At 66.5% G+C, this 24,678-nt stretch carries 27 protein-coding genes and 1 pseudogene; 14 read left to right on the top strand and 14 right to left on the bottom strand.

Annotated features, from left to right (window positions below; all coding sequences use genetic code 11):
* Positions 1-26: 26 nt before the first annotated feature.
* Positions 27-548, top strand: coding sequence for a hypothetical protein (locus ABKS89_RS09605; RefSeq protein WP_348589482.1), 522 nt, complete (start codon positions 27-29; stop codon positions 546-548).
* Positions 549-552: 4 nt separating this feature from the next.
* Here ABKS89_RS09605 and ABKS89_RS09600 read toward each other — a convergent pair whose 3' ends face one another.
* Entirely contained in the window at positions 553-1,401 is an 849-nt protein-coding gene (locus ABKS89_RS09600; RefSeq protein ID WP_192432031.1) for a CAP domain-containing protein, read from the bottom strand.
* 244 nt (positions 1,402-1,645) lie between these two features.
* On the opposite strand from ABKS89_RS09600, the gene ABKS89_RS09595 reads away from it, so the two are divergent.
* Positions 1,646-3,085 (top strand): sensor domain-containing diguanylate cyclase, encoded by a 1,440-nt coding sequence (locus ABKS89_RS09595; RefSeq protein ID WP_348589483.1) that lies wholly within the window; start codon positions 1,646-1,648, stop codon positions 3,083-3,085.
* 7 nt (positions 3,086-3,092) lie between these two features.
* On the opposite strand, the gene ABKS89_RS09590 is transcribed toward ABKS89_RS09595, so the two are convergent.
* Positions 3,093-3,386, bottom strand: coding sequence for a putative quinol monooxygenase (locus ABKS89_RS09590; protein ID WP_348589484.1), 294 nt, complete (start codon positions 3,384-3,386; stop codon positions 3,093-3,095).
* A gap of 165 nt (positions 3,387-3,551) precedes the next feature.
* Between ABKS89_RS09590 and mdaB the strand changes: the two genes are divergently transcribed.
* A complete protein-coding gene (gene mdaB, locus ABKS89_RS09585) occupies positions 3,552-4,142 on the top strand; it encodes an NADPH:quinone oxidoreductase MdaB (protein ID WP_138212832.1) in 591 nt (196 codons plus the stop codon).
* A gap of 185 nt (positions 4,143-4,327) precedes the next feature.
* Positions 4,328-4,609 carry a peptidylprolyl isomerase gene (locus ABKS89_RS09580; protein WP_017516439.1) on the top strand — a complete coding sequence of 94 codons (282 nt, stop codon included), beginning with the start codon at positions 4,328-4,330 and terminating at the stop codon, positions 4,607-4,609.
* 70 nt (positions 4,610-4,679) lie between these two features.
* On the opposite strand, the gene ABKS89_RS09575 is transcribed toward ABKS89_RS09580, so the two are convergent.
* Positions 4,680-5,312 carry a LysE family translocator gene (locus ABKS89_RS09575; RefSeq protein WP_348589485.1) on the bottom strand — a complete coding sequence of 211 codons (633 nt, stop codon included), beginning with the start codon at positions 5,310-5,312 and terminating at the stop codon, positions 4,680-4,682.
* Positions 5,313-5,523: 211 nt separating this feature from the next.
* On the bottom strand, positions 5,524-6,183 hold the full coding sequence (locus ABKS89_RS09570; protein WP_348589487.1) for a response regulator: 660 nt from the start codon (positions 6,181-6,183) through the stop codon (positions 5,524-5,526).
* Positions 6,184-6,210: 27 nt separating this feature from the next.
* On the opposite strand from ABKS89_RS09570, the gene ABKS89_RS09565 reads away from it, so the two are divergent.
* The 4 genes and pseudogenes from ABKS89_RS09565 to ABKS89_RS09550 all read left to right on the top strand — a co-directional run bounded on the left by ABKS89_RS09565 (position 6,211) and on the right by ABKS89_RS09550 (position 10,074).
* On the top strand, positions 6,211-7,968 hold the full coding sequence (locus ABKS89_RS09565; RefSeq protein ID WP_348589488.1) for a hybrid sensor histidine kinase/response regulator: 1,758 nt from the start codon (positions 6,211-6,213) through the stop codon (positions 7,966-7,968).
* A gap of 136 nt (positions 7,969-8,104) precedes the next feature.
* A pseudogene (locus ABKS89_RS09560) lies at positions 8,105-8,833 on the top strand (PAS domain-containing protein); the annotation flags it as partial.
* A gap of 9 nt (positions 8,834-8,842) precedes the next feature.
* A complete protein-coding gene (locus ABKS89_RS09555) occupies positions 8,843-9,421 on the top strand; it encodes a methyl-accepting chemotaxis protein (protein ID WP_518301038.1) in 579 nt (192 codons plus the stop codon).
* 101 nt (positions 9,422-9,522) lie between these two features.
* Positions 9,523-10,074, top strand: coding sequence for a hypothetical protein (locus ABKS89_RS09550; RefSeq protein ID WP_138212828.1), 552 nt, complete (start codon positions 9,523-9,525; stop codon positions 10,072-10,074).
* A gap of 39 nt (positions 10,075-10,113) precedes the next feature.
* Here the strand turns inward: ABKS89_RS09550 and ABKS89_RS09545 are convergent, their stop codons facing one another.
* A complete protein-coding gene (locus ABKS89_RS09545; RefSeq protein ID WP_138212827.1) occupies positions 10,114-10,743 on the bottom strand; it encodes a hypothetical protein in 630 nt (209 codons plus the stop codon).
* A gap of 148 nt (positions 10,744-10,891) precedes the next feature.
* Between ABKS89_RS09545 and ABKS89_RS09540 the strand changes: the two genes are divergently transcribed.
* On the top strand, positions 10,892-12,016 hold the full coding sequence (locus ABKS89_RS09540) for a PilT/PilU family type 4a pilus ATPase (protein WP_138212826.1): 1,125 nt from the start codon (positions 10,892-10,894) through the stop codon (positions 12,014-12,016).
* Between the two features lie 241 nt (positions 12,017-12,257).
* On the opposite strand, the gene ABKS89_RS09535 is transcribed toward ABKS89_RS09540, so the two are convergent.
* Positions 12,258-13,490, bottom strand: coding sequence for an SGNH/GDSL hydrolase family protein (locus ABKS89_RS09535; protein ID WP_348589491.1), 1,233 nt, complete (start codon positions 13,488-13,490; stop codon positions 12,258-12,260).
* A gap of 106 nt (positions 13,491-13,596) precedes the next feature.
* Here ABKS89_RS09535 and ABKS89_RS09530 point away from each other — a divergent pair, with 106 nt between their 5' ends.
* Positions 13,597-14,505, top strand: a complete 909-nt coding sequence (locus ABKS89_RS09530; RefSeq protein ID WP_348589492.1) for a LysR family transcriptional regulator — start codon at positions 13,597-13,599, stop codon at positions 14,503-14,505.
* An 88-nt stretch (positions 14,506-14,593) separates the two neighbouring features.
* Positions 14,594-15,145 carry a hypothetical protein gene (locus ABKS89_RS09525; protein WP_138212823.1) on the top strand — a complete coding sequence of 184 codons (552 nt, stop codon included), beginning with the start codon at positions 14,594-14,596 and terminating at the stop codon, positions 15,143-15,145.
* Here the strand turns inward: ABKS89_RS09525 and ABKS89_RS09520 are convergent.
* Together ABKS89_RS09520 and ABKS89_RS09515 are read right to left on the bottom strand one after the other, a co-directional pair.
* Positions 15,142-16,047 carry a YihY/virulence factor BrkB family protein gene (locus ABKS89_RS09520; RefSeq protein ID WP_348589493.1) on the bottom strand — a complete coding sequence of 302 codons (906 nt, stop codon included), beginning with the start codon at positions 16,045-16,047 and terminating at the stop codon, positions 15,142-15,144. The two genes, ABKS89_RS09525 and ABKS89_RS09520, sit on opposite strands and share 4 nt — an antisense overlap.
* A gap of 156 nt (positions 16,048-16,203) precedes the next feature.
* On the bottom strand, positions 16,204-16,638 hold the full coding sequence (locus tag ABKS89_RS09515) for a PGDYG domain-containing protein (protein WP_348589494.1): 435 nt from the start codon (positions 16,636-16,638) through the stop codon (positions 16,204-16,206).
* Between the two features lie 222 nt (positions 16,639-16,860).
* Between ABKS89_RS09515 and ABKS89_RS09510 the strand changes: the two genes are divergently transcribed.
* The 3 genes from ABKS89_RS09510 (at position 16,861) to ABKS89_RS09500 (ending at position 17,711) form a co-directional block, all read left to right on the top strand.
* Complete coding sequence (locus tag ABKS89_RS09510; protein WP_348589496.1) at positions 16,861-17,298, top strand: hypothetical protein; 438 nt, start codon at positions 16,861-16,863, stop codon at positions 17,296-17,298.
* A gap of 21 nt (positions 17,299-17,319) precedes the next feature.
* On the top strand, positions 17,320-17,508 hold the full coding sequence (locus ABKS89_RS09505) for a hypothetical protein (protein WP_138212819.1): 189 nt from the start codon (positions 17,320-17,322) through the stop codon (positions 17,506-17,508).
* Between the two features lie 74 nt (positions 17,509-17,582).
* Positions 17,583-17,711: a hypothetical protein gene (locus ABKS89_RS09500; protein ID WP_017516671.1), complete on the top strand. Its 129-nt coding sequence runs from the start codon at positions 17,583-17,585 to the stop codon at positions 17,709-17,711.
* Between the two features lie 164 nt (positions 17,712-17,875).
* On the opposite strand, the gene ABKS89_RS09495 is transcribed toward ABKS89_RS09500, so the two are convergent.
* The 6 genes from ABKS89_RS09495 to ABKS89_RS09470 form a co-directional block, all read right to left on the bottom strand.
* Positions 17,876-18,712 (bottom strand): D-hexose-6-phosphate mutarotase, encoded by an 837-nt coding sequence (locus tag ABKS89_RS09495; RefSeq protein WP_138212818.1) that lies wholly within the window; start codon positions 18,710-18,712, stop codon positions 17,876-17,878.
* 180 nt (positions 18,713-18,892) lie between these two features.
* The gene (locus ABKS89_RS09490) at positions 18,893-20,251 is read right to left on the bottom strand and encodes a carbohydrate porin (RefSeq protein WP_138212817.1); all 1,359 of its coding nucleotides are present in this window, start codon (positions 20,249-20,251) and stop codon (positions 18,893-18,895) included.
* A gap of 52 nt (positions 20,252-20,303) precedes the next feature.
* Entirely contained in the window at positions 20,304-21,464 is a 1,161-nt protein-coding gene (locus tag ABKS89_RS09485) for an ABC transporter ATP-binding protein (RefSeq protein ID WP_348589497.1), read from the bottom strand.
* 11 nt (positions 21,465-21,475) lie between these two features.
* On the bottom strand, positions 21,476-22,321 hold the full coding sequence (locus tag ABKS89_RS09480; RefSeq protein WP_348589499.1) for a carbohydrate ABC transporter permease: 846 nt from the start codon (positions 22,319-22,321) through the stop codon (positions 21,476-21,478).
* Positions 22,314-23,240: a carbohydrate ABC transporter permease gene (locus tag ABKS89_RS09475; protein ID WP_138212814.1), complete on the bottom strand. Its 927-nt coding sequence runs from the start codon at positions 23,238-23,240 to the stop codon at positions 22,314-22,316. The genes ABKS89_RS09480 and ABKS89_RS09475 overlap by 8 nt, the downstream gene beginning before the upstream one ends.
* Before the next feature lie 103 nt (positions 23,241-23,343).
* Positions 23,344-24,606 (bottom strand): ABC transporter substrate-binding protein, encoded by a 1,263-nt coding sequence (locus tag ABKS89_RS09470; protein ID WP_348589501.1) that lies wholly within the window; start codon positions 24,604-24,606, stop codon positions 23,344-23,346.
* Positions 24,607-24,678 lie beyond the last annotated feature (72 nt).

The following is a 24,678-nucleotide window of genomic DNA, read 5'->3' as shown; positions in this document are numbered from 1 at the left end:
TTTGCAGTCGCCGAGGAAACAGGTACATGGAAGTCCGGTTCTTGCCGCAGACCGAGTTCGACAACGTCCATTTCTACCGCGCCGCCACGCTGCTGATTCTGCTGGCGATGGCCGCGTTCACGCTGATCAAGATATTCAGCGGCGTCGTTCCCCTGTTCTCCGCCCTGCCCCTCTGCCTGCTGCTGCTCGGCGGGCGCTTCGCCTTGGAGTGGCGGCGGGTGTCGAAGGCGGAACCGGCCTTCATCGACAAGGGCGAACTGGTGCTCTGCGGCCAGGAAAGCCACCGGAAGATCGCCCTGGAGAAGATCAGCTCGGTACGCAGCCGCCACAGCCTGTTCATGGTACGGCGCTATCGCTCCTGGTCGGAGCACCTGGCGTTCGTGGAATTCACCCTGGACAGCGGCGAGCGCGTCTCCACCCTCGCCGAGAGCCGCGTGCTCGAACTTCCCGCGGCCTCGGGCACGCTGGCGGCGGTCGAGTCGGCCATCCTCGCGGCGAAGGTGAAGCGCCAGGGCGGCGAGGCCGACGCCGTCGACAACGGTCGATGACGGCTCAGGGCGAGCCGAACATGGCCGTCCAGTAGATGCCCGCGTCGCTTTTCGGGTCCGCCGCGTAGGCCGCGCCCAGCTCGCTGTACTGCGGGTTCATCAGGTTGGCGCAATGGCCGGGGCTGGCCAGCCAGCTGTCCACCACCTTCTGCGCGTTGCCCTGCCCGGCGGCGATGTTCTCGCCGATGCGCTGGCCGGCGTAGCCATCCAGTTCCGCGCGGTCGCCCGGCGTGCTGCCGTCGCGGCCCTTGTGGTCGAAATAGTTGTTGTTGGCCATGTCGCGGCTGTGGGCTTCGGCGGTGCCGCCCAGGGTGGCGTTCCAGCTCAGCGCAGCGGCCGGGCCGAATGCCTGGCCGCCGCACTGGCGGCCCTTGCCGCGTGCCGCGTTGATCGCCTGCAGCAGTTGCTGGCCTTCCGCTTCCCAGGTGCCCAGCTTGCCCTGCAGCAGCGGGCGGCCGAGCAGCACGCGCCAGTCATCGCCCTCGCGGACGATGCCGACATCGACGAACTGCGGGTCCAGCAGCACCTGGCAGAAGCTTTCCTGCAGCGCCTTCATGGCCGCCGTCACGTCGCGCGGGCCGGTGAGGCTGAGCATGCGCACGCTGCTCATCGGGTAACCGGCCTGGTTCAGCGCAGACTTCCATTCCCCCGCCGAAGCCGGCAGCGCCAGGCGCGGGTCCGGCGACAGCGGCGGCAGCACCTGGGAGGCCTGGCCGCCGCAGGACTGCACGTCGCCACGGTAGGCGTTGATGGCTTCGAGCAGTTGATCCTGGTCGGCCGCGCCGGCATTGGCGGCGGCCAGCAGGCCGAGCGACAGCGGCAGGCTGCGCAGGAGGAACGACGGGCTGGGCATGGACGGCTCCGAAGGTCGAAAAGGGCTCAATGATGCGTGATTTCTCGGCATTTGGCTGCGGCCGGAGCATTCCGGTTCCCTTCGCGGAAAAACCCGGCAACCTTTGCCCCCGCCCCGCCGCAAAAGAAATCGTGGCGCGCCTGACATAGGACAAGGGAGTCCGGGACTGCGATTGAAGGCCGCGCGCCAGCACGGACAATTCAGGAACCTGAATGAATCCTGAATCGCCCGGGAGGTGGGCATCGTGCTCAAACCGCTGCGGATCTTCGCCCTGACTTTCCTGCTCGCCGTGCTCGCCTCGCTGCTGGCCGGCTGGCACATGCTGCAGATGAAGCAGGACGCGCTGATGTACGCCCGCGCCAGCGGCACCAACACCCTGCTGCTGGTGGAGCGTGAATTCCACCGCGACCTCGACGTCCACGCGCAGACGCTGCAGACCCTCGCCAACGTCATCACCGGCCCCAGCACACCGGCCATGACCCAGCAGGTGCTGCAGGAACTGGTACAGGGGCATGCGGCGGGCGCGCTGCAATCCGGCACCCTGGTGGTGACCGACGCCCAGGGCCAGTTGCTGGTGGACCTCAACCATGCCGGCGAAACCCGCCGCGACCTGTCGGCCCGCGAATACTTCACCGCGCAGCGCGACAACCCGGGGCATCTTTACCTCAGCCACCCGTTCCTGCCGTCCTACCCCGGCTCGGGGCCGAGCATTGCGCTCAGCCGCGCCATCGTCGGCAAGGACGGCCAGTTCCAGGGCGTGGCCGTGGCGATCAAGGACCTGCATCACCTGGACGCCTTCGTCCGTGGCCTGGACCTGGGCCAGCGTGGCGTGGTCTCCATCCGCCTGCTCGATGGCACCCTGCTGACGCAGTGGCCGCCGGAACAGGCCATGCACGAAGATGAGGGCGGCAGCTTCCACACCTTTGTCACCTCCGGCCGCCCTGACGCGATCGACGAGGATATCGGCGGTGCCAGCGCCCACTGGCGCGGTTATCGGCGCATCGGCGACTACCCGGCGGTGGTCTCGGTGGAACTGTGCCGCGAGGCGATCTTCCAGACCTGGACCGGACGCACCTGGATCACCGCCGGCCTGCTGCTGGCGATCAACGCCGCGACCCTCTTCTTTGCCTATCGCCTGACGCGCCACCTGCGCCGCCGCGACGCCAAGGAGAACAAGCTGCGCACCCAGGCCGACACCGACCCGCTGACCGGCCTGCACAACCGTCGCTGGTTCGATGACAAGGCGCAGCACGAATGGCAGCGCCGCCGCGCCGGAGACGGCCACCTGGCCGTCCTGATGATGGATATCGACCAGTTCAAGGCCTACAACGACCACTACGGCCACCCGCGCGGCGACCTGGCGCTGATCAATGTCGCGCACCTGGTGCGCAAGGGCTGCCGCCGCGAGGAAGATGGCGCGGCGCGCTACGGCGGCGAGGAGTTCGTGATGATCCTCCCTGGCTGCGACAGCGCCGCCGCCGCGCGGGTCGCCGAGTCGATCCGCCGCGAGGTGGAGGAAACCGCGCTACCCCACGAAAAGAGCCAGCGCGGCGTGGTGACCCTCAGTATCGGCGTGGCCAGCACCTCGGATACCCCGGCAGACAGCCTGCAGGCGCTGATCGATGCGGCAGACGCCAACCTCTACAGGGCCAAGGAAGCCGGGCGCAACCAGGTGGTGGCCTGAGCGCCGGTCAGCGTGGCTGCATGACCTCGACTTCCTGGATGTCGAAATCGCGGCGCAAGTACTCCATGCGCCGCTCGTGGAACTCGCGCATGTGCGGCAACGAGGAGTGGATGGCCAGGTGCTCGCGGCTCTGCCAGACCTCGAAGAAGGTGAACAGCGTCGGGTCGCTGGCGTCACGCAGCATGTGGTACTGGAGGCAGCCTTCCTCGGAGCGGCTGGGGGTCAGGTAGGTACGGAACAGGTCCTCGAAGGCCTGGGATTTTTCCGGAAGGGTGTGGGCCTGGAGGATGAAGGCGTACATGGGCGGGCACTCTGTATGCGAAAAAGATTGCCTAATCCTGACGCAAATCAATCCTCTTCATTATTGATTCTCACGCACGGATCATTTGCCGGGAAGCGGGTTTTTCCACCCTGCTCCGGTCGATATTCTGCCGCCATCGAATTACTGACTTACGGAGCCCACTCCATGAAAAAGATCCTGCTGATCAATGGCGGCAAACAGTTCGCCCACTCCGACGGCCGCTACAACGCAACCCTGCATGAAGCCGCCATCGCCCACCTGGACCACGCCGGTTTCGACGTGAAGGAAACCTTCATCGACGGCGGCTACGACATCCAGGAAGAAGTGCAGAAGATGCTCTGGGCCGACGTCATCGTGTACCAGATGCCCGGCTGGTGGATGGGCGCGCCCTGGACCGTCAAGCAGTACATCGACGAGGTGTTCACCGCTGGCCACGGCAGCCTCTATGCCAACGACGGTCGCACCCGTTCCGACGCCTCGCAGAAGTACGGCAGCGGCGGCCTGCTGCAGGGCAAGCAGTACATGATCTCGGCCACCTGGAACGCGCCGCAGCAGGCCTTCGACGACCCGACCGATTTCTTCGAGGGCAAGGGCGTGGACGCGGTGTACTTCCCCTTCCACAAGGCCAACCAGTTCCTGGGCATGAGCCCGCTGCCGACCTTCCTCTGCGTGGACGTGATGAAGCGCCCGAACATCGAGGGCGATGTGCAGCGCTACCAGCAGCACCTGAGTGAAGTGCTGGGCGGCAAGGCCTGATATCCCGAAGCTTCGGCGCCGGGCTTAACTTGTAGGAGCGCGCCATGCGCGCGATCGCGGGCATGGGCTAGGCGCCCCCGCCCGTCCTACAGGGGAACGCAGTACCGCTTGGCTAACAGCATTGGGTTCGAGCCTGGAATCGGCTAGGCTTCGCCCTTTCCTACTGCCTGTTCAGGAGTTATCCCATGGCCCGTGCATCCGCCCGTCACATCCTGGTTTCCAGCGAAGCCAAGTGCAATGAACTGAAAACCGCCATCGAAGGCGGCGCCGACTTCGCTCAGGTGGCGCGCGACAACTCCACCTGCCCGTCCGGCCGCAGCGGCGGCGACCTGGGCACCTTCCGCCCGGGCCAGATGGTTCGCGAGTTCGACCAGGTCGTGTTCAGCGCCCCGCTGAACGTCGTCCAGGGTCCGGTGAAGACCCAGTTCGGCTATCACCTGGTGGAAGTGACCAGCCGCGAGGACTGATCCGCTTCGCCCGCGCCGCGCCCTTTTCCGGGGGCGGCGCCTGCTCTGCTTCCCGCTCCAGATCCCCGCGTCACACCGGCCCGCCCCGCGCCACCAGCATCACTCCCAGCCCTACCAGGATCGAACCGCACACCCGCGGCATCAGCCGCTGTCCGCGCCCCTTGCCCAGTGCGCCAAGCATCAGCGAGGCCAACAGCACGGCGAGCACGTCGGCGGTGGAAAACACCAGGTTGACGATCATCCCGAGGATGAAGAACTGCAGCCCCACCGGCAGGCTCGCGGAGGGGTCGACGAACTGCGGCAGGAAGGTCAGGAAGAACAGCGCCGTCTTGGGGTTGAGCATCTCGACGATGATGCTGTCGCGCAGCACCTTCGGCCGTGCTTCGGCCATTTCCTCTTCACTGGCGCCCAGGTGTCGCCGGCCGAAGATCATCGTGCCGCCAAGCCAGATCAGATAGCCGGCGCCGGCCAGCTTCAGAGTGAGGTACAGGTTCGGTGCGTGGTGCAGCAGCGCGGCGAGGCCAGCGCTGGCGGCGAAGATGTGTGCGTAGCAACCCAGGTGAATGCCCAGCGCGGCGTGCAGGCCGGCGCGGCGGCCGTGGGCGAGGGTCTGCGAGGTCATGTAGAGGATGGCCGGGCCCGGCATGCAGGCGAATGCCAGCGTCGCCACGGCGAACGAGGCCCAGTAGGCAGGCAGTGTCATGGTGTGATCCTTCCCTTGATCGGGTATCGACCGGCGCTCATCGAGGCGGCGTCTGGTCCGTGACGGGAAAGGTTAAGCAGCGGGGGCGGCCGGTCACATACGGCAGTTGCCGTATTTTTTCCCCGGGTGCGGGACGCTAGTCTCTGCCGGACGACTCATCCATGGGACGGGGACGCGCCGCATGCGCACGCAGGCAAGGCAGAGGTTCGACTCAGGCGCTGGGCAGCCCCAGGCGCACGGCGAAGGCGGCAAGCTCTGCGGGGCTGTGCAGGTCGAGCTTGCGCATGAGGTTCTCGCGGTGCTTGCGCACGGTCAGCGGGCTGATGCTGAAGTGCTCGGCGATTTCCCGCGCACTGTGCCCCTGGGCGGCGAGAATGAGAATCTGCCGCTCGCGCTTGGTCAGCTCCACGGCCGACAGCAGGTCGGCATCGACCGGCGCGCGCGCGTTCGGGCTGTCCAGCAGGACGCGCAAGCTGTGCGCCAGGAAGTGCCGGCCGCCGCGCAGGGCCTCGATGGCTTCGAGCAGCTCGCCGGTGTCATCGTTCTTGCTCAGGTAGCCGTGTACACCAGCGTCCAGCACCGAGCGCACCGTGGCGGTTTCCGTGTTGGCGGTGAGTACCAGTATCTTCAGCCGGGGATGGCGTTGGCGCAGTTCGTGGATGAACTGCAGCCGGTTGAGGCCGGGCATGTTCAGGTCGAGCAGGAGCAGGTCCGCACCCTGTTCGTCCAGCAGGGTGTGCAGGCGCATGCCGTCCCCCGCCTCGCCCACCACCTGGATGCCGTCCTGGGTCGACAGCAGCAGGTGCAAGCCGTCCCGTACGATGCCGTGGTCATCGGCGATGACCACCCGCATTTCGCGCTTCCCGTCCATCTTTCGTCTCCCTGAGGCATTTCGGATATGCACAACAGCCTGCAGCAGCGCGATCTGGTCGATCTCTTGTTCCGCCAGTCCTACGCCGTGCTCTTTGCCAACCTGGTGATACCCCTGCCGGTGCTGTACATCTTCCGCAACGCCCTGTCGCCGACGACGATGGTCTTCTGGTTGGTCGCGCTCTACGCGCTCACGCTGGGGCGGATTGTCCTGGCACGCACGTACTTCCGGCAAGCCCCGGCGCGCACGCGGGAAGAAAAATGGTTGTGGAGCAACACGCTGCTGTCCTGGGCCAGCAGCCTGCTGTGGGGATGGTTGGGCTGGGCCGGCTTCGCCCATGGCGACCCGCAGTTGTTCGCCTTCACCTGCATCGTGCTCACGGGCCTGGTATGTGGCGCGGTGCCGTCGCTGTCGGCCTTCCCTCCGGCCTACATCGGTGCGCTCACCGCCATGCTGTTGCCCATGCTGGTGCGCTGCCTGAGTATTGCCGACGAACAGCACACCACCTACAGCTTCTTCATCGTCTGCCTTGCCGCGGTCAACCTGTACTACAGCCGGGTGACCTACCGCAGCCTGTGCGAAACCATCCGCCTGCGCCAGGAAAACTCCGAACTGGTGCAGGATCTGCGCGAGCAGCGCGACCGGGCCCGCGCCGCCGACCAGGCCAAGACGCGCTTCCTCGCCGCCGCCAGCCACGACCTGCGCCAGCCGATCCACGCCCTCGGGCTGTTCGTCGGAGCGCTCTCCGCCCTCGCCGAACGCGGCCCCGTCGATGCCCGCCAGGCGCGCGACATCGCCTCGCGCCTGCGCGCCATGCTCGGCAACCTGAGCGACCTGCTCAACGGCCTGCTGGATATCTCGCGCCTGGACGCCGGCGTGGTGCCGGTGGCGCGCGAACCGATCTCGCTGCACAAGCTGTTCGCCGACCTGCGCGAGGCATTCGCCGGCACCGCCAGCGAGCACAACCTGCGCTGGCGTGTGCAGGACAGCCGGCTGTGGGTGGACAGCGACCCGCTGCTGCTCAAGCGTGTGCTCGACAACCTGCTGAGCAACGCCTTCCGCTATACGCCCAAGGGCGGCGTGTTGCTGGGCTGTCGGCGGCGTGGCGATGAGGTGGAAATCCAGGTGCTCGACACCGGCGTCGGCATCCATGCCAGCCAGCAGGAAGTGATCTTCGACGAGTTCGTCCAGCTGCATAACGCCGAGCGCGACCGCAAGCAGGGGCTCGGCCTGGGTCTGGCCATCGTGCGTCACACTGCGCGGCTGCTCGGGCATCCGCTGGCGCTGACCTCCGAGGCGGGCCGGGGCACCTGCTTCAGCCTGCGCGTGCCGGTGGCCGAAGCGCCGTTGCAGGCTCCGCCCCTGCCGCTGCCGACGGCCGCCCGCGGGCCCGGCCTGGGCATCATGGTGGTGGAGGACGAAGTCGACGTGCTGCACGCGCTGTGCAGCCTGCTGGAGGTCTGGGGCCATCGCGTCTACCCCGGCACCAGCGCCCTGCTCGCCTGTCAGCGGCATATCGAGGCCAGCCACACTGGCCGCGCGCCGGTGGACCTGATCCTCAGCGACTACCGCCTGGGTGAGGGCCAGACCGGCGCCGACGCGGTGCGCCGTATCCGCAGCTATCTGTCGCGCAAGGTGCCGGCGCTGATCATCACCGGCGACACCTCCCCCGAGCGCCTGCGCGAGGCCGCCGCCAGCGGCAGCCAGCTGTTGCACAAGCCGCTGGACACCGACCAGCTGCGCGCCGCCATCGCCAGCAGTCAGGATGTGACCAGCACCGCCTGAAAACTGGCGCCAGGCCTTGTGGCATGGGGGCTACGCCGGTTCATTCGGGGCTAAAGTCGCGGCTGGATCGGCCGATGCACTGGGTGAAACGAATCGGCAGCAGCCTTCGTGCCTCACCACTAGAGAAAGCCCTCGCATGTTCAACTCGCGTCTGAAGCAGGAAATCGCCACCCTGCGTGAAGAACTCGCCTCCGTCGAAGAGATCCGCGCCAGCCTCGACGAGGAAATGCTCGTGTTGTTCCTCGACCCCCGAGGGCGCATCGAGTCGGTGAATGCCAACTTCGAGAAGGAGATGCTCCACCGTGGCGAACAGCTCAAGGGCCGCCCGCTGCTCGACCTGATTCCCGACCACGTCCGTGGGCTGGACTTCCACCTGAAGGTGAAGCACGCCATCGAGCGCGGCGAGCATCTGGCCGGGGTGATCCGCCTGCTGCGCGGCGACGGCGAGGAAGCCTGGCTGCGTTCGATCCTGCAGCCGGTGCACGACAGCGCCGGGAAGATTCAGCGCTTCTCGATCTACGCCAGCGACCTGACCCGCACCATCGAGAACTCCCGCGAGCACGAGAACCTGATCGAGGCGCTGCAACGCTCCACCGCGGTGATCGAATTCAACCTGCAGGGCGAAGTGCTCGCCGCCAACGACCGCTTCCTCAACGCCATGGGCTACAGCCTGACGCAGATCCAGGGCAAGCATCACCGGATGTTCTGCGAGCCCGGCGAATACAACTCGTCGCAGTACGACGCCTTCTGGGCCAAGCTGCGCCGCGGCGAGTTCGTCACCGGCCGCTTCAAGCGTATCGACAGCCGCGGCCACGAGGTCTGGCTGGAGGCTTCGTACAACCCGATCATCGACGCCCACGACCGCCTCTACAAAGTGGTGAAGTTCGCCACCGTGATCACCGAGCAGGTGCACCGCGAGAACGCCGTCGCGCAAGCGGCAACCATCGCCTTCGACACCTCGCAGACTACCGACAACAGCGCCACCAAGGGCGCTGCCGTGGTTCAGCAGACCGTGGATGTGATGCGCGAGCTGGCCGACCGCATGCAGGAGGCCGCCCAGGGCATCGAGGCGCTGGACCGCCAGTCCCAGGCCATCGGCGCGCTGGTGCAGAGCATCCGCAGCATCGCCGACCAGACCAACCTGCTGGCGCTCAACGCCGCCATCGAAGCCGCCCGCGCGGGCGACCAGGGGCGCGGCTTCGCGGTGGTCGCCGACGAGGTGCGCCAGCTCGCCTCGCGCACCAGCGCCGCCACCGAGGAAATCACCCGCGTGGTGGAACAGAACCAGCATCTGGCCGGCCAGGCCGTGGCCATGATCGACCGCGGCAAGCAACAGGCCGAACTGGGCCTGGAGCTGTCCGGCCAGGCCGGCACAGTGATCATCGAAATCCAGGACAGCGCCCAGCGCGTGGTCAACGCCGTGGGCCAGTTCGCCAACCAGCTGTCGACCTGACCGGCACGGGAGCAAATCCTCCGTCGAAAGGGCGCGAAGCCGGCGATGCCATCATCGTGCTATCTTCGCGCCCTTTTTTATGTCGATGGAAAGGAAGTCCCATGTCTGCCCGAATCGCCTGCGCCGCACTCACCGTCCTCCTGCTGCAGGGTTGCGGCGTCACCATGCCGCGCTACGAACCCAACTACGACAACGTCCAGGCACTCAAGGCCAAGGAGCCGCTGGCCAAGCTGGACGCGCCCAGCGTCAGCGCAGCGCCCGGGCAGAACTCGCTGATGGTGCGCGCCAATCCGGTGCGCAGCCCGGAAGGCAATCTGAGCAATCACGTACAGAAGGCGCTGGAGAACGAACTGCGTCTGGCCGGGCTGTTGCAGCCGGGCGCTGCGCGCCACCTGGAGGTCACCCTGCGCCAGACCAACCTGGACGCCGCCGCCTTCGGCGACGGCAAGGGCACCCTGAGTGCGCAATTCGATCTGCGCGAGCAGGACCGCTCGCTCTACAGCAGCACCAAGACCGTCAACAGCAGCTGGGACAGCAGTTTCATGGGCGCCGTGGCGATTCCGCGCGCGGCCAATGCCTTCAACCCGCTGGTGACGCGCCTGCTGGCGGAGCTGTATCAGGACCCGGCGTTCATCCAGGCCCTGCAGCAATAAGAGGGACAGTAGCGGCGCGCCGCAGGCGCGCCGCTCGACTCAACCACGCAGCGGCGACGGGCGCTGGGCGTACTTGAGGACCTGCTGGTCTGCCAGTTGCTTGAGCAGCGCGTTGAACTGGCGGCCGAAGGCATTGGCGGTGGCTTCCTTGGGCGTATTGCCGGCCAGGGGCAGGAACCAGATGCCGAACCAGGTGCGGATCGACTCGTCGTTCTGCCGTGCCAGCAGCGGCTGGCCTTTCTCGTCCAGCACTTCCAGGGTCATGGTGTACTCATCCTTGGCGGTGCCAGGGATGATGAACAGCGTGAAGCCGGTGATGAAACCGCTGACCATCGCCGCCCCCGTGGAGCCGTGGTTGTAGACCTTCAGCTTGAGGGTGTAGTCACCCGGCTGCTTCTGGAACTCGTCCAGGGTGTAGCGGCTGAACATCCCCGAATCACGCAGCAGGCTTTCCAGCTGCGGCTTGAGCTGCTCCTTGGCCTGGGGAATTTCCACTGCGTTGGTGGCGCCCGGCTGGCCCTGGTAGAAGTCGAAATCGACGAACACGCTCGGGCGTTGCTGGTAGGCAGCCATCGACGGCAACTTGGTCTCGGCGACCTGGTCCCCCGGGAAGCTGGCGCAGCCGGCCAGCGAAAGCGCCAGAGCGGCGCCCAACATCTTCAGTTTCATGAGCCATCCTTGTTTGACGGTATGTTGCCGTGCGCCCTCAGCCGCGCGCGGCGGCGCTACTCTACTGATGGACATGATCCATGGCAATTTGCCTTCACCCTTTGCGCGGCACAGTTCGCCCCCACGAAATGCCGATAAAGGAGGCTCCATGAGCGACACGACCCCGGATACCCTGCCGGATGTCTTCCACTACCTGACGCTGCTGCCGAAGCATGGCGGCTCGGACATGTTCTTCAGTGTGGGCGCACCGCCCCACCTGAAGGTCGAGGGCCACAGCCAGCCCGTGGGCGAGCGGCCCTTAGGCGTGGGCGAAGTGAAGACCCTGGCCTGGCAACTGATGTCGCCGGCCCAGGCCCAGGACTTCGAGCGCGACCTGGAGATGAACCTGGCGCTGAGCGTGCCGGACGTCGGACGCTTCCGCGCGAACATCTACTTCCAGCGTGGGGAAGTGGCCATGGTGGTGCGCCTGATCAAGCAGGTGATCCCCGACGTCACCTCCCTCGGCCTGCCATCGATCCTCGACAAGCTGGCCATGCAGGACCGCGGGCTGATCCTGGTGATTGGCGCGGCGGGCGCGGGCAAGTCGACGACCCTGGCGAGCATGCTGGACTTCCGCAACCGCCACCGCTCCGGGCACATCGTCTGCATCGAGGACCCCATCGAGTTCCTCCACACGCACAAGAAATCGATCATCGACCAGCGCGAGGTCGGCCTGGATACCCACAGCTACGAGGACGCCCTGCGCAACGTGCTGCGCGAGGCGCCGGACGTGATCATGCTTGGCGAAATCCGCGACGCCGCCACCATGCAGCACGCACTGCACTACGCCGAGACAGGCCACCTGTGCGTCGCCACCCTGCACGGCACCAGCTGCCGCCACGCCATCGAGCGTATCACCCGCTTCTTCCCCGACGAGGCGCGCCCGCAGGTGCTGGCCGACCTGTCGCAGAACATCCTCGCGCTGGTCGGCCAGCGCCTGGTGCCCGGCACTCACCAGCGCCGCGCCGTGGCGGTGGAGCTGGTGATGGGCACGCCACACATTCGCGGCATCATCCAGCGCGATGAACTGCCCGAGCTCAAGGGCGCGGTGGAACGCGCGCTGGAAAGCGGCATGCAGAGCTTCGACCAGAGCCTCTACAAGCTGCTGGAGGAAGGCCGCGTGAGCGTGAGCGATGCGCTGAAGTTCGCCGACTCGCGCACCGACCTGGCGCTGAAGATCAAGCTGGAGCGCGGCATGGACGACGACAGCGTCGGGCCGGTGTTTGGTAGTTGAGGCGGCAGCCGAGGCGCCTTTCCGGCAATGCGGGCGTCAGGTGGGTCGCGGGCATGACCCGCCCCTACGAGATAAAGAGCCCCTCACCCTAACCCTGGCTGCGCGCCCCGCTCCTCAAGCGGGAGAGGGGACCGTTCGGTGCAGGATGAAACCACAGCATCAGCCGGCGAGATCAGCCCCATCTCCCTGAGGGAGAGGGGGAAACGTCGGCAAATAGTTGCCGGAAAAAAGACAGTTGCTCCTACAGGATGCCCTTGAGCAACGCATCGATGTCCACGCTCCGGGCCATCGCCCGGTTCCCCGCATCGCTGGGGTGCAGGTGGTCGCCGCTGTCGTAGGCCGGCAGCAGGCGCAACGAGTGGGCGGGATCGCGCAGGTGCGCATCCAGGTCCACCACTGCATCGAACTCGCCGCTCTCGCGAATCCACCGGTTCACCCGCTGGCGCAGCGCTTCCTTGTTGGCGGCGTGGTAGTTCTCGATGGGCGACCCGCTGAGCGCACGCTCGAACGGCAGGATGGTCGCACCGACGAGGCGCACACCGCGCACATGGGCCTGGGCGATCAGTTGGCGGTAACCGGCGACCAGGTCCTCGTACTGCACCAGCGGATTGTTCGGCGCGAAGGTGCTGCCGGGCCAGGAGATGTCGTTGATCCCCAGCGCCACAATGGCCACCTTCACGCCCGGCTTGCCCAGCACGTCGCGCTGGAAACGCACCAGGGCGCTCTGCCCCATGCCGTCGGAGAGCAGGCGCGCGCCGGAGATGCCGGCATTGATCACGCCCACGTCACGCGCTGCCAGCCGCTGCGCCAGCACGTCCGGCCAGCGCTGGTTGCCGTCCAGGCTGGCGCCACGGCCATCGGTGATCGAGTCGCCGAGTACCGCCACCACCGGGCGCGCTGCGGGGCTTTCCACCAGCACATCGGCGAGGAACAGCCGCGCTTCCATCTTGCCGTCCGCCGGCAGGCGCGCGGCGTCGAGCTGTTCGCCCGGGCCACCGTAGACGCGCTGCTTGCCGTCCCAGTGGAAGCTTTCTATGGCGGTGGGCTGCGGCAGGTAGATCGACACGGCCAGCTCGCCCAGCGCAGGAACGGCGAGGTCCAGCGGATCGCTCAGCAGCTCGGCGCCCGGTGCGATGTACGCCGTGGGCTGGCCGGCGAAGGTCAGGCGGCGGCTCGGGCCATCGAGCTGACCGGCAGACGCAGCGAGTGCCACGGCGACACCGCCGATGGCCACCGGCTGGCTGCCATAGGCATTGGACAGCGCGACGCGCACACGCTGGCCACCCAGGCTGAGCTTCACGCTCTGCCGCAGTGTGTGGTTGCCGATCACCGGCGGCACACCCAGCGGCAGCGGTACTTCCTTGCCCCAGGTGCGCTGCGGGCTGGCGCTCCAGGTCGCCTGCCAGTGTCCTTCTTCGGCCTGCGCCAGTGGCAGGGCCAGGGTGATCAGGGCGGCGAGCAGCAAACGTTTCATGGCATTCCTCGAGATCGGTGATTGAGAGGAGCACAGGCTCGGCCATTCCCAATCACGGCGGTAGACGGCATATTTGCAGACCCGTCATTCGATAAACGAATAGGACATGGATACTCTCAAGGCGTTGCACTGTTTCGTCCGCGCCGTGGAGCTGGGCAGCCTTTCCGCCGTGGCCCGTGAGTCCGGCAGCAGCCAGCCAACGGTGAGCAAGACCATGGCGGCGTTGGAGCGGCAGGTCGGCGCGCAGTTGCTGATCCGCAGCACCACCCGCGTGCAGCCCACCGAACAGGGCCGGCGCTTCTACGAGCATGCCCGGCAGACGCTGGAAAGCTATGCCGAGGGCGTCAGCGAGGCCCGTGGCGAGACCGAGCAGGTGCGCGGTCGCCTGCGGGTCAGCGCACCGGTGAGCCTGGGCGTGCTGCGCCTGAATGCGCTGCTGCTGGAATTCATGCAGTTGCACCCGGAGGTCGAGGTGGAGCTGCTGCTCAACGACCGCTTCGTCGACCTCGCCGAAGAAGGCATCGACCTCGCCCTGCGCCTGGGCGGCGAACTGCCGGAACAGCTGATCGCACGCCCGCTGGCCCGATCGCCGCGCTATCTGGTGGCCGCTCCGGCATGGCTCGCGCGGCAGTCCGGGCTGCAGGCTCCCGAAGACTTGCCGCTGGCCGACTACCTGCGCTTCGCCTGGCTCGACGCCGGGCAGAACCTGCTGCTGCGCCACGCCGACGGGCGCGAGCTTAACCTCGCCACACGCAGCCGCTACACGGTGAACAGCTCACTGGCAATCCGCGAGAGCTACTGCCTGGGTGCCGGCTTCGGCCTGACGCCGGCCTGGCTGGTGGCCGACCTGCTGGCCGACGGTAGCCTGCAACGCCTCCTTCCGGAGTGGCGCGGGCCTACCCAGGAGGCCAGCCTGCTGTATCCTTCGCGACTTTTTCTGCCGGCCCGGACCCGCGCGCTGATCGACTTCCTCATCGAGCGTCTGCCGCGCCTGCCCGGTTTCCAGGCTCTATGACGCGCAGCGGCTATGCTGTTCGGCAATGAGCAGAACCGGCGCGCGCACCGACCGGTCGAACCCTGACATTCGCCCCCGAGGGACTTGCATGGGCAAGCAACACACACCTTACCTGCTGGCCGCCCTGGCCCTGCCGCTGCTGCTCGCCGGTTGCTCGACACCCGCCGGCAACCCCTGTGACGAGCCACTGAGCGGCGAGGCCTGCCGCCAGGAGCAACTGCTCTACCAGAACGACATGCTGCAGGCGAAACTGCTGATCGCCACCGGCGACCTGGCCAACTACGAGCTGGCCGAAGCCCTGCTCGCCCGCGCCCAGGAGAAGGACGAGCGCGGCGAAGCGAGCTTCTACATGGCGCTGCTGAAGATCAAGGAAGGCCCGCAGGTGGACGAGGTGCTGCCGCTGCTGGAGAAGGCCGCCGACGCCGGCCAGCCCTATGCTGTGGCGCTGCTCTACAAGATCTGGTCCGAACCCTTCCTGGTGGAGCAGGCTGACCCGGCCAAGGCCCAGCGCTACCAGAAGGCCTATGGCAGCCTGGACGTCGCCCGCAGCGGCTACCCCTCCTTCGAGAAGGCCACCGCGCTGGTCAACGCGCTGCTCAGCGAGCCGCCCGCCGTCGCCGGCCAGCCGGTTCAGCCCTAGCCTTCGTCCGGTGCCGGAGCGGCCTGGTCGAAGGTCTTCTCGCCTTCGTTCTTGCCGTGGGGCAGATGGTGCTCGATCACTGCATTGAGCTCCGCGCCCAGCAGCAGCACCGCCGATGAAATGTAGAAGTACAGCAGCAGCACGATGATCGCGCCGACGCTGCCGTACATGGCGTTGTAGTCGGCGAAGTTCTTCACGTAGTAACCGAACCCCAGCGAGGCGGAAATCCACAGCACCACGGCGAGCATCGAGCCGGGCGTGATGAAGCGGAACTTCTGCTGCACGTTGGGCGTGACGTAGTAGATGATCGCCACCGCCATCATCATCAGCAGCACGATCACCGGCCAGCGCAGGATGCTCCAGAGGATCACCACGAAGTCCTCCAGGCCCACCTTGGCGGCGATCCAGCCCATCACCTGGGGCCCGAGGATCATCAGCGCGGCGATCAGCATCAGCATCGCCACCAGGCCGAAGGTGTAGAACAGCGACAGCGGGATGCGCTTCCACGCCGGGCGTGCTTCGCGCACGTCATAGGCGGCGTTGAGCGCGATCATCAGCGAACGCACCGCCGCCGAGGACGACCACAGCGCCACCACGATACCGATGGACAGCAGCCCGCCCTGGCGCTGCTGCAGCTGGTCGATGACCGGGTTGACCTGATCCAGCGCCTGCGCCGGCAGCACGTAGTCGGCCTGCTGGCGGAGGAAGTCGAAGAATTCCGGCAGGTGCAGGAAGCCCAGCAGCGCGATGAGGAACAGCAGGAAGGGAAACAGCGAGAACAGCCCCTGGTAGGCCAGCGCGGCGGCATAGGTGGGCATCTCGTCGTCGAGGAATTCCTTCACCGTCAGCTTGAGCAGCTTCCAGGGCCCCAGACTGAGCCCGCGCATGTCCATGAATCGCATCCCGCACCGTCCTCCCGATGAGCGTCCCGCCCGCCGGCGGGCTGCAGGGTGGACCTGCGCAACGCCGGCAAAGTTGCAACAAATGCGCGACGCAGAGCGTCCGCCAGCACAGACCATAGCCGCTGGCGGGGCGTGGAAGCCAGTGCGGGGGCGGTTTCAGTCGGCCAGGCGATAGACCTTGGCGAAGCGTTCGGCCTTCACCACGCCGTAGTCTCCGGGAGCGTATTGCATGACCCAGTCGCCAGCGGCACCGGTGAGACGGTCGCCCCCCGTCGAGCGCAGCAGGGTGAAGGGTTCGTCCATGCGCCGGGCCAGCACCGGGCTGGGGATATTGCGGTAGGCGCCCGGCTCGCCGTGGGCGAGCGCGGTATCGGCGGGCCGGTATTTCGGATCGAAGCGCTCGCGGGAAACGACCCAGCGCTCACCGGTCGCGCCGCTGATGATCGCGTCGCCGACAGCATAACGGTTCGGGCCTTCGAGGCTCATCAATTCGCCTGCCACAGCGGCGAATTCGACGGTGACGGTTTCGTCCTTCACCACGCGTTGCGCGGCGGGATCGGTGCGGAGGTCGACCTGGGTCAGTTCGATCATGGCGGGACTGCGGACCTGCGGAAAAGGGGGGGAAAGACCGGGGGGCAAGCCTACTCGCAAAAGAATCGCCCCGCGAGCAGCCAGCGGCTGACGGTGCTCTACACTCACAGACCATGAGCGTGCCGTCAGCGCACACTCGACCGAACCCGGCCACCTGCTGGCTGTCGCACTTACAGAGCCTGCACCTTCGCCCCACTCCCAACAGCCGTACAGGAATCTCCCATGCCGTTTGCCCGTCTCGCCCTGCCCTTCCTGTTGCTCGCCAGCCTTGCCGTCCACGCCGAAGACTCCCCCGAAGAAGCGAAATTCCTCAAGGAATCGGCGGACTATTTCGACCAGGTGACCAAGTCCAACCTGCCGCGCCAGGTGGACAAGGTGACCACCCTCAACAGCGTGCAGCTCGACCCGGCGAAGAAGATGCTGTATTACCGCTACGCCATCTCCAACCTGCGTCTCGACGCCATGGACCTGGGCGCCCGCGCCAAGTTCGAGAACGGCCTGAAGAAGCAGCTTTCCGAGACCACCTGCCAGCAGCCCGACCTGCTGCAGCGCTTCCGCGAGCACCACCTGAGCGTCACCCACGAGTACGCCGGCAGCGACGCCAAGCCGCTGGCCAGCATCACCATCGATCCGCAGACGCTGAGCTGCGCCAAGACCTGACGTTGCACCGAAGAATCACCGATGAGCCGTGCCGACTACCACCAGGAAAACGCCCAGCGCGCCGAGGCCGAAGCCCGGCGCCTGCTGGCCGAACGTGAGCCGCTCGGCGCCCGCTGGCTGCCCTGGGTGGCCAGCGAGCTGTACCGGCTGAGCCCGCCGCACTACGCCAACATGGTGCGCCGCGAGCTGGAGCGCCTGACCGCCGGCTGAACGGCCGCCTGCCACGGGACTATGCTGAAGCAGTCAGCTCTCGGCCCGAGGGCGTCCCGTTGGAGGACAGGCTCGTGAAAGGTCTCGACGCGAAGAAACAAGCGAAGAAGAAGCCGCTGAAAACCGCGCACGAAAAACGCATGGCCAAGCGGCAGAAGAAAACCGGCAAGTCGCTGCTGGGCACTCCTCAGCAACCGTCCTGAGGGCACGCCCCTCGTCCTGCGGATGGCCTCGGTGAGGCTGTCCGCTCACCTCTCTTCCCGAGACTCTGCAGGAGCGCACCATTCGCGCGATCGCGGGCATAGCCCGCTCCTACAAGGGTGTTCCGACGCACCGCCCAAGTAAGAGTGCGCTAAACCAATCCTGGTCAGACCAACCCGGCCCGCAGATTCAGCAGCATCCGCTCGCCCTGGGCGAGAATCAGCCCGCCCGCGCGATAGCCGGCGGCGCCGATGCACAGGAAGCGCTCCGCTTCACCCGGCTCCACCTGCTCCACCGCGCGGCTGCCGGGGTGCCAGATGACGCTACCGGCGCTGGTGTTCTTATCGATGCGCAGGCGGCGCTGCCAGCCGGCATCCTCCAGCACCAGGGAACCGGTGTTGTAGAGCACCTGCTTGACCGCGCCACGGGGTGCCCAGGTGTTGGGCAGGCCGCTGGCCTTGCCGTCCAGCTCCATCCCGTGGACCACCGAGCGGCGCAGCGAACCCACGCGCCAGTAGGGCTGCAGGGCGAAGCTGAAGAGGCAGTCACTGTCATCTTCGTGGTAGCTGGAGAGTTCGATGTCCAGGTCCTGGCCCAGGCGCGCTTCCAGGCGCACGTGCCAGTCCTCGATATCCAGCTGCCAGCTGACCACCACCTTGCTGTCGTCGGCCCAGGCGTCGAGCATGCGCCACTCGCGCTGGCGGGCCCAGCCGTGCTGCGGCCAGTCGGCTTCCACCGGGTGGCTGCCGAACCAGGGCCAGCAGACCGGGATACCGCCGCGGATCGGCGCCGTGCTCAGGCTCGGCCACTGGCTCGAACACCACAGCAGCGGGCGCGCGCCGCGCGGCTGGAAGTGCAGCAGTTGCGCGCCCTGGCGACTGAACACCGCCTGGCATTGCGGGTGATCGATGAGCAGCAGGTCGCGACGCTGGAAGCGCACCCAGTCGAAGGGGCGCTTGCCCCGCATGGAATGAAAAAAGCGCTGCAGCGGATGCTCGAGCATTGTCCGGATGTCCTGATCCAATCCCTGCCCGGACATTCCGGGGCGTGAAGATCTCTGTAGTTTCACTACATCTTACAGAAAAGGCGGCGATTCTAACCGCAAAGCCTAGTCACGCGCAGCGCCCGCGCCAATGAAAAAAGGCCCGTCGCAAGGACGGGCCAGGTTCGCACCAGGGAGCAATCAGAAGCTGGACTGGATCTTCAGGCCGGCGACCACGGCGTTGTTGACCTCGTCCACCCCGCCCGGATGGCGGATGTACTGCAGGTTCGGCCGCACGGTGAGCCAATTGGTCACATGCACGCCGTAGTACAGCTCGGCGTTGTACTCGGTGTCCTGGATGGGCTGGTACAGCGGGTTGTCGTAGTCGTCGATGCCGTTGACCTGGTTTACCAGGCGCTGGCGATCCTGCACGTCGTCGTTGACGTGGATGCGCGCCACGCCGAAGCCGATGTCGTCCTTGGGCCGCGCGTCGAACGGGCCCTTGTAGACCACGCCGAGCTGCTGGTAGTTGTCGACGGTGTTGGTGGCCTTGTCGTGCACGGTGAAGTTGGCGAACAGGCTAAGGCCGCGCGAGGTGTCTCCGTCATGGGCGGTGACCTGCTGCTGCGCCACCACCCACCAGCCGTGCTTGCCGCTATGGGTCTTGGCCGGCTCGCCGGTGAGCGCCTGCGGGTTGCCGTTGACGTCGTCGTAAACGTCGTCGGCCTCGGCAGTGCTGTAGTAATAGCCCAGGCGGTATTCGCCGGGCAGTTGCTGGGCGCCGACCTTGGGCATCCATACCAGCTCCACCGGCAGGATGGTGCCTTTGGTGCCGCTGCCGTTGAGCTTGAAGCCGTTGCCGGTTTCCAGGTTCGACGGGTTCTGGTTGTACGCGCCGACCTGGGCGTACCACTCGTCGTTGAAGTTCCACTTCACCCGGGCCGCCCACTGGCTGACCGGCCAGTTGTACCAGATGCCGCCGACCCAGTTGCCCACCTGCGAGCCGCAGAAAGCCAGGTTCTGGAAGTCGCAGGGGAAGCTGTTGAAGTCCTCGCCCTCGCCGAAGCGGCCGACCTTCACGTCCAGCGCGCCATCGAAGTACTGCTGCTTGATCCACATCTGCGTCAGGCGCCAGGTCTGGCCACGGCCCCAGACTTCCTGCACGGAGCTGAACTGCCCGGCGCGCGGGTCGCTGATACGGTCGTTGGAGAGGTTGCGGCCGCTACGCTCGGTGACCGTCAGCTGGAACTCGGTGGCATCCCAGCCGAGGATCTTCTGCAGGTCCAGGTGGGTGCCGAGGGCGAACTGGTCGGAGTAGCGCGCCGTGGTGTGCTGGTCGTAGCCGCCGCCCAGGTTGCTGGCGGCCTCGCCGACGTAGTCGAGCTTGAAGTCGTAGCCCTTCTCCAGCAGTTCGGTGCGCTTGCCGCCCCAGTCACCCAGGCCCCACCTGGACTCGGATGAGAAGGCATCGGCGGCATGGGCGACGTTGCCCGCGCAGCCCAGTGCGAGCAGGCAGCCCAGGGTTCGTGCGGCGGGCCGGTTGTTGTTGTTCTTGTGCATCTCCAGCGTCCTCGTTGTCTTGGTTTCTAGCGTAGTTACAGGCAGGGGTGTTTCAGGAATGCTTCTGGCGGGCCAGCGGCGTCACCTTGTTCGCGCCGTCGCCGCGCGGCTCGGCGCGCAGGCGTTCACCGCTCTGAGCGTCGAACAGCAGCGCGCGGGAAGGATCGAAGCGCAGCTGCAGGGACGAGCCCGGCTGCGGCGCCTGGTCCGGCGCAAGCCGGCAGCAGACCTTGGCGCCGTTGAACGTGACGAAGGCCAGGGTGTCCGGGCCGGTGGGTTCGACTACTTCGACCTCGGCGCGCAGGTCGCTCGGGCCGTTGGCGCCATCGCTGGCCAGCTGCACCTGTTCCGGACGCACGCCGAGGATCAGCTCGCGGCCCTCGATCAGCCCGGCCTCCAGTTGCAGCGGCAGCTCGCAGCGGTCCTGGCCGCTGTCCAGCAGACCGACCAGCCGGCCGCCCTGCTGCTGGACCTTGAGCGGGATGAAGTTCATCGGCGGCGAGCCGATGAAGCTGGCGACGAACAGGTTCGCCGGGTCGTTGTAGATCTGCTGCGGGGTGCCGAACTGCTGGACGATGCCGTCCTTCATCACCGCCACCTTGTCACCCAGGGTCATGGCCTCGATCTGGTCGTGGGTCACGTACACCGTGGTGGTCTTCAGGCGCTGGTGCATCAGCTTGATCTCGGTGCGCATCTCCACGCGCAGCTTGGCGTCGAGGTTCGACAGCGGTTCGTCGAACAGGTAGATCTTCGGCCGCCGCGCCAGCGCCCGGCCCATGGCCACGCGCTGCTGCTGGCCGCCGGAAAGCTGCGAGGGCTTGCGTTCGAGCAGGTGCTCGATCTGCAAGAGCTTGGCCACGCGAGCCACCTCAGCGTCGATCTCGGCCTTTGGCAGCTTGCGGATCTTCAGGCCGAAGGCGATGTTCTCGCGCACGCTCATGGTCGGGTACAGCGCATAGGACTGGAACACCATGGCGATGTCGCGGTCCTTCGGGCTCATGCCGCTGATGTCCTGGCCGTCCACCAGGATGGCGCCGCCGGTGAGGTTCTCCAGCCCGGCGATGCAGTTCATCAGGGTGGATTTACCGCAGCCGGACGGGCCGACCAGGATCAGGAACTCGCCCGAATCGATCGACAGGTTGATCGACTTCAGGGTGTCCGCCAGGCCTGCGCCGTAGGATTTGTGCAGGTTGTGCAGTTCAAGGGTGGACATCGGTGCTTACCTCAACCTTTGACGGCGCCGGCAGTGAGCCCGCGCACGAAGTACTTGCCGGCCAGTACGTAGACCACCAGCGTGGGCAGCGCCGCGATCATCGCGGCCGCCATGTCGACGTTGTATTCCTTCACGCCCGTGCTGATGTTCACCAGGTTGTTCAGCGCCACGGTGATGGGCTGAGCATCGCCGCTGGCGAACACCACACCGAAGAGGAAGTCGTTCCAGATCTGGGTGAACTGCCAGATCAGGCAGACCATCACAATCGGCGTGGACATCGGCATCAGGATGCGCAGGAAGATGGTGAAGAACCCCGCGCCGTCCAGCCGTGCGGCCTTCACCAGGGCATCCGGGATAGCCACGAAGTAGTTGCGGAAGAACAGCGTGGTGAAGGCCAGGCCGTAGATGCAGTGCACCATCACCAGGCCGGTGGTGGTGTTGGCCAGGCCGAGCTTGCCGAGGGTGAAGGACATCGGCAGAAGGATGACCTGGAACGGCAGGAAGCAGCCGAACAGCAGCGCGCCGAAGAACAGCTGCGAACCGCGGAAGCGCCACATCGACAGCACGTAGCCGTTCATGGCGCCGATGAAGGTGGAGATCAGCACGCCCGGCACGGTGATCTTCACCGAGTTCCAGAAGTAGTCGCCCACCGCGCCCCAGGCTTTCACCCAGCCGATCACGGTGAACACCTCCGGCAGCGCCAGCAGGTTGCTGTTACGGATGTCTTCAGGCGACTTGAAGCTGGTCAGCAGCATCACCAGCAGCGGGATCACGTACAGCGCCACGGCGCCCCAGAGGGTCGCGTGCACCGCCAGGCGGCTCAGGCTGAACGACGGTTTCAGGGTCGAGTCATGCATGGCGCTTGCCCCGCAGTTCGGAGTACAGGTACGGCACGACGATGGCCAGCACGGCGCCCAGCATCAGCATCGCGCTGGCCGCGCCCAGGCCCATCTGGCCGCGGGTGAAGGTGTGGGCGTACATGAACATCGCCGGCAGGTCGGAGGAGTAGCCGGGGCCGCCGGCGGTCATCGCGGCGACCAGGTCGAAGCTCTTGATGGCGATGTGCGCGAGGATCATCAGTGCGCTGAAGAACACCGGGCGCAGGCTCGGCAGGACAATGCGCAGGTAGATGGTCGGCAGGCTTGCGCCGTCCACCTGGGCGGCGCGCACGATGGCCGGGTCGACCCCGCGCAGGCCGGCGAGGAACAGCGCCATGACGAAGCCCGAGGCCTGCCACACGGCGGCGATCACCAGGCAGTAGACCACCCGTTCCGGGTCCACCAGCCAGTCGAAGCGAAAGCCGCTCCAGCCCCAGTCGCGCAGCAGCTTGTCCAGGCCCAGGCCGGGGTTGAGCAGCCACTTCCAGGCGGTGCCGGTGACGATCATGGAAAGCGCCATGGGGTACAGGTACACCGTGCGGATGAAGCCTTCACGGCGGATGCGCTGGTCCAGCAGCACCGCGAGGAACACCCCGAGCGCCAGGCAGACGCCGATGAACAGGCCGCCGAACAGCAGCAGGTTCTTGCTCGCCACCCACCAGCGGTCGTTGTCCCACAGGCGCAGGTACTGGCTCAGCCCGGCCCAGGTGTAGGCCGGCATGAAGCGTGAGTTGGTGAAGGACAGCAGCAGCGTCCAGCCGATGTAGCCGTACACGCAGACCAGCACCACGAGCATGCTCGGGGCCAGCACCAGCTTCGGCAGCCAGGCCTGCAGGCCATCGAGCAGCGAAGCGCGGGGCGCGGCGGCGGGAGTGAAAGTCGGAGATCGGGTCGCCATCTGCTTTCTCTTCGGATGAGTGAGCCCACCCGGGCTGCCGTGGCGACCCGGAGTCGTTCAGTTGAGGAGAGAGGCCGGCTCCGCCAGGGAGCCGGCGAGCGCCTTACTGCGCGGCGGCCTGGATGGCGGCGCCCAGTTGCTGCGCGGCCTTCTGCGGGTCGGCGGCGGGGTCGTTGAAGAAGTTCGTGACCACGTCGAAGATCGCGCCCTGCACATAGCTGGAGGCAGCCATGCTGTGGGCCATGCTCGGCACCAGGTTGCCGCTGGCGGAGGCAGCCTTGAAGTCCTTCATCGACTGCTGGGCGCAGCTGTCGAAGGGCGTCATGTCGACGTCCAGGCGCACCGGGATCGAGCCCTTGTTCAGGCTGAAGTCCTTCTGGAAGGCCGGGTCGAGTACCGCACGCGCCAGGTCTTCCTGGGCCTTGCGGTTTTCCTCGTTGCTCAGCTTGAACATCACCAGGGAATCGATGTTGTAGTCGAAGGCCTTCTGCGTGCCGGGGAACGGCAGGCACTGGTAGTCCTTGCCCGCCACCTTGCCGGCGGCGGTGAACTCGCTCTTGGCCCAGTCGCCCATGATCTGCATGCCGGCCTTGCCGTTGATGACCATGCCGGTGGCGACGTTCCACTCGCGGCCGGCAGCGTCGGCGTCGACGTAGCCGTGCAGCTTCTTCAGCGCGGCAAAGACGTCGGCCATCTGCGCGCCGGTGAGGGTGCTCTTGTCGAGTTCGACGAAGGCCTTGCGGTAGCCCTCCGGGCCCATCTTGCTGAGCACCAGGTTCTCGAACAGGGTGCCGTCCTGCCAGGGCTGGCTGCCATGGGCGAGCGCCGTGAAGCCAGCGGCCTTGAGCTTGTCGGCGGCGGCGAAGAATTCGTCGAGGGTAGTCGGCGGCGTGGCGCCGGCCTTCCTGAAGACTTCCGGGTTGATGTACAGCCAGTTCACCCGGTGCACGTTGACCGGCACGGCCACGTAGTCGCCCTTGTACTTCATGATCTGCGCCACCTGCGGCGGCAGCAGCTGGTCCCACTTGCCTTCGGCGGCGACGTCGTTGAGATCGGCGAGCAGCCCCAGTTCGCCCCACTCCTGGATGTCTGGTCCCTTGATCTGCGCGGCGGCCGGCGGGTTGCCGGAGACGGCGCGGGTCTTCAGCACGGTCATGGCCGCTTCACCACCGCCACCGGCGACAGCGAAGTCCTTCCAGGTGTGGCCCTTGGCTTCGACGAGTTTCTTCAGGGTTTCGGCAGCGCGCTTCTCACCGGGGGAAGTCCACCAGTGCAGCACTTCGACTTCACCGGCGTGGGCCAGCAGGGGGGAGAGACAGAAGGAGGAAAGACAGATGGCGGCCGACAGGCGACGGATCGCATTCATGGAGAGCACCTTGTTCTTGTTATTGGAGGCAAGTCTTCGCTTGCGATGTTCCGAGTCTATCCAAGGCATTCC

This window comes from Pseudomonas sp. LABIM340, from assembly GCF_040017195.2.
Lineage (GTDB): Bacteria > Pseudomonadota > Gammaproteobacteria > Pseudomonadales > Pseudomonadaceae > Pseudomonas.
This window is presented reverse-complemented; position numbering and strand designations above follow the sequence as displayed.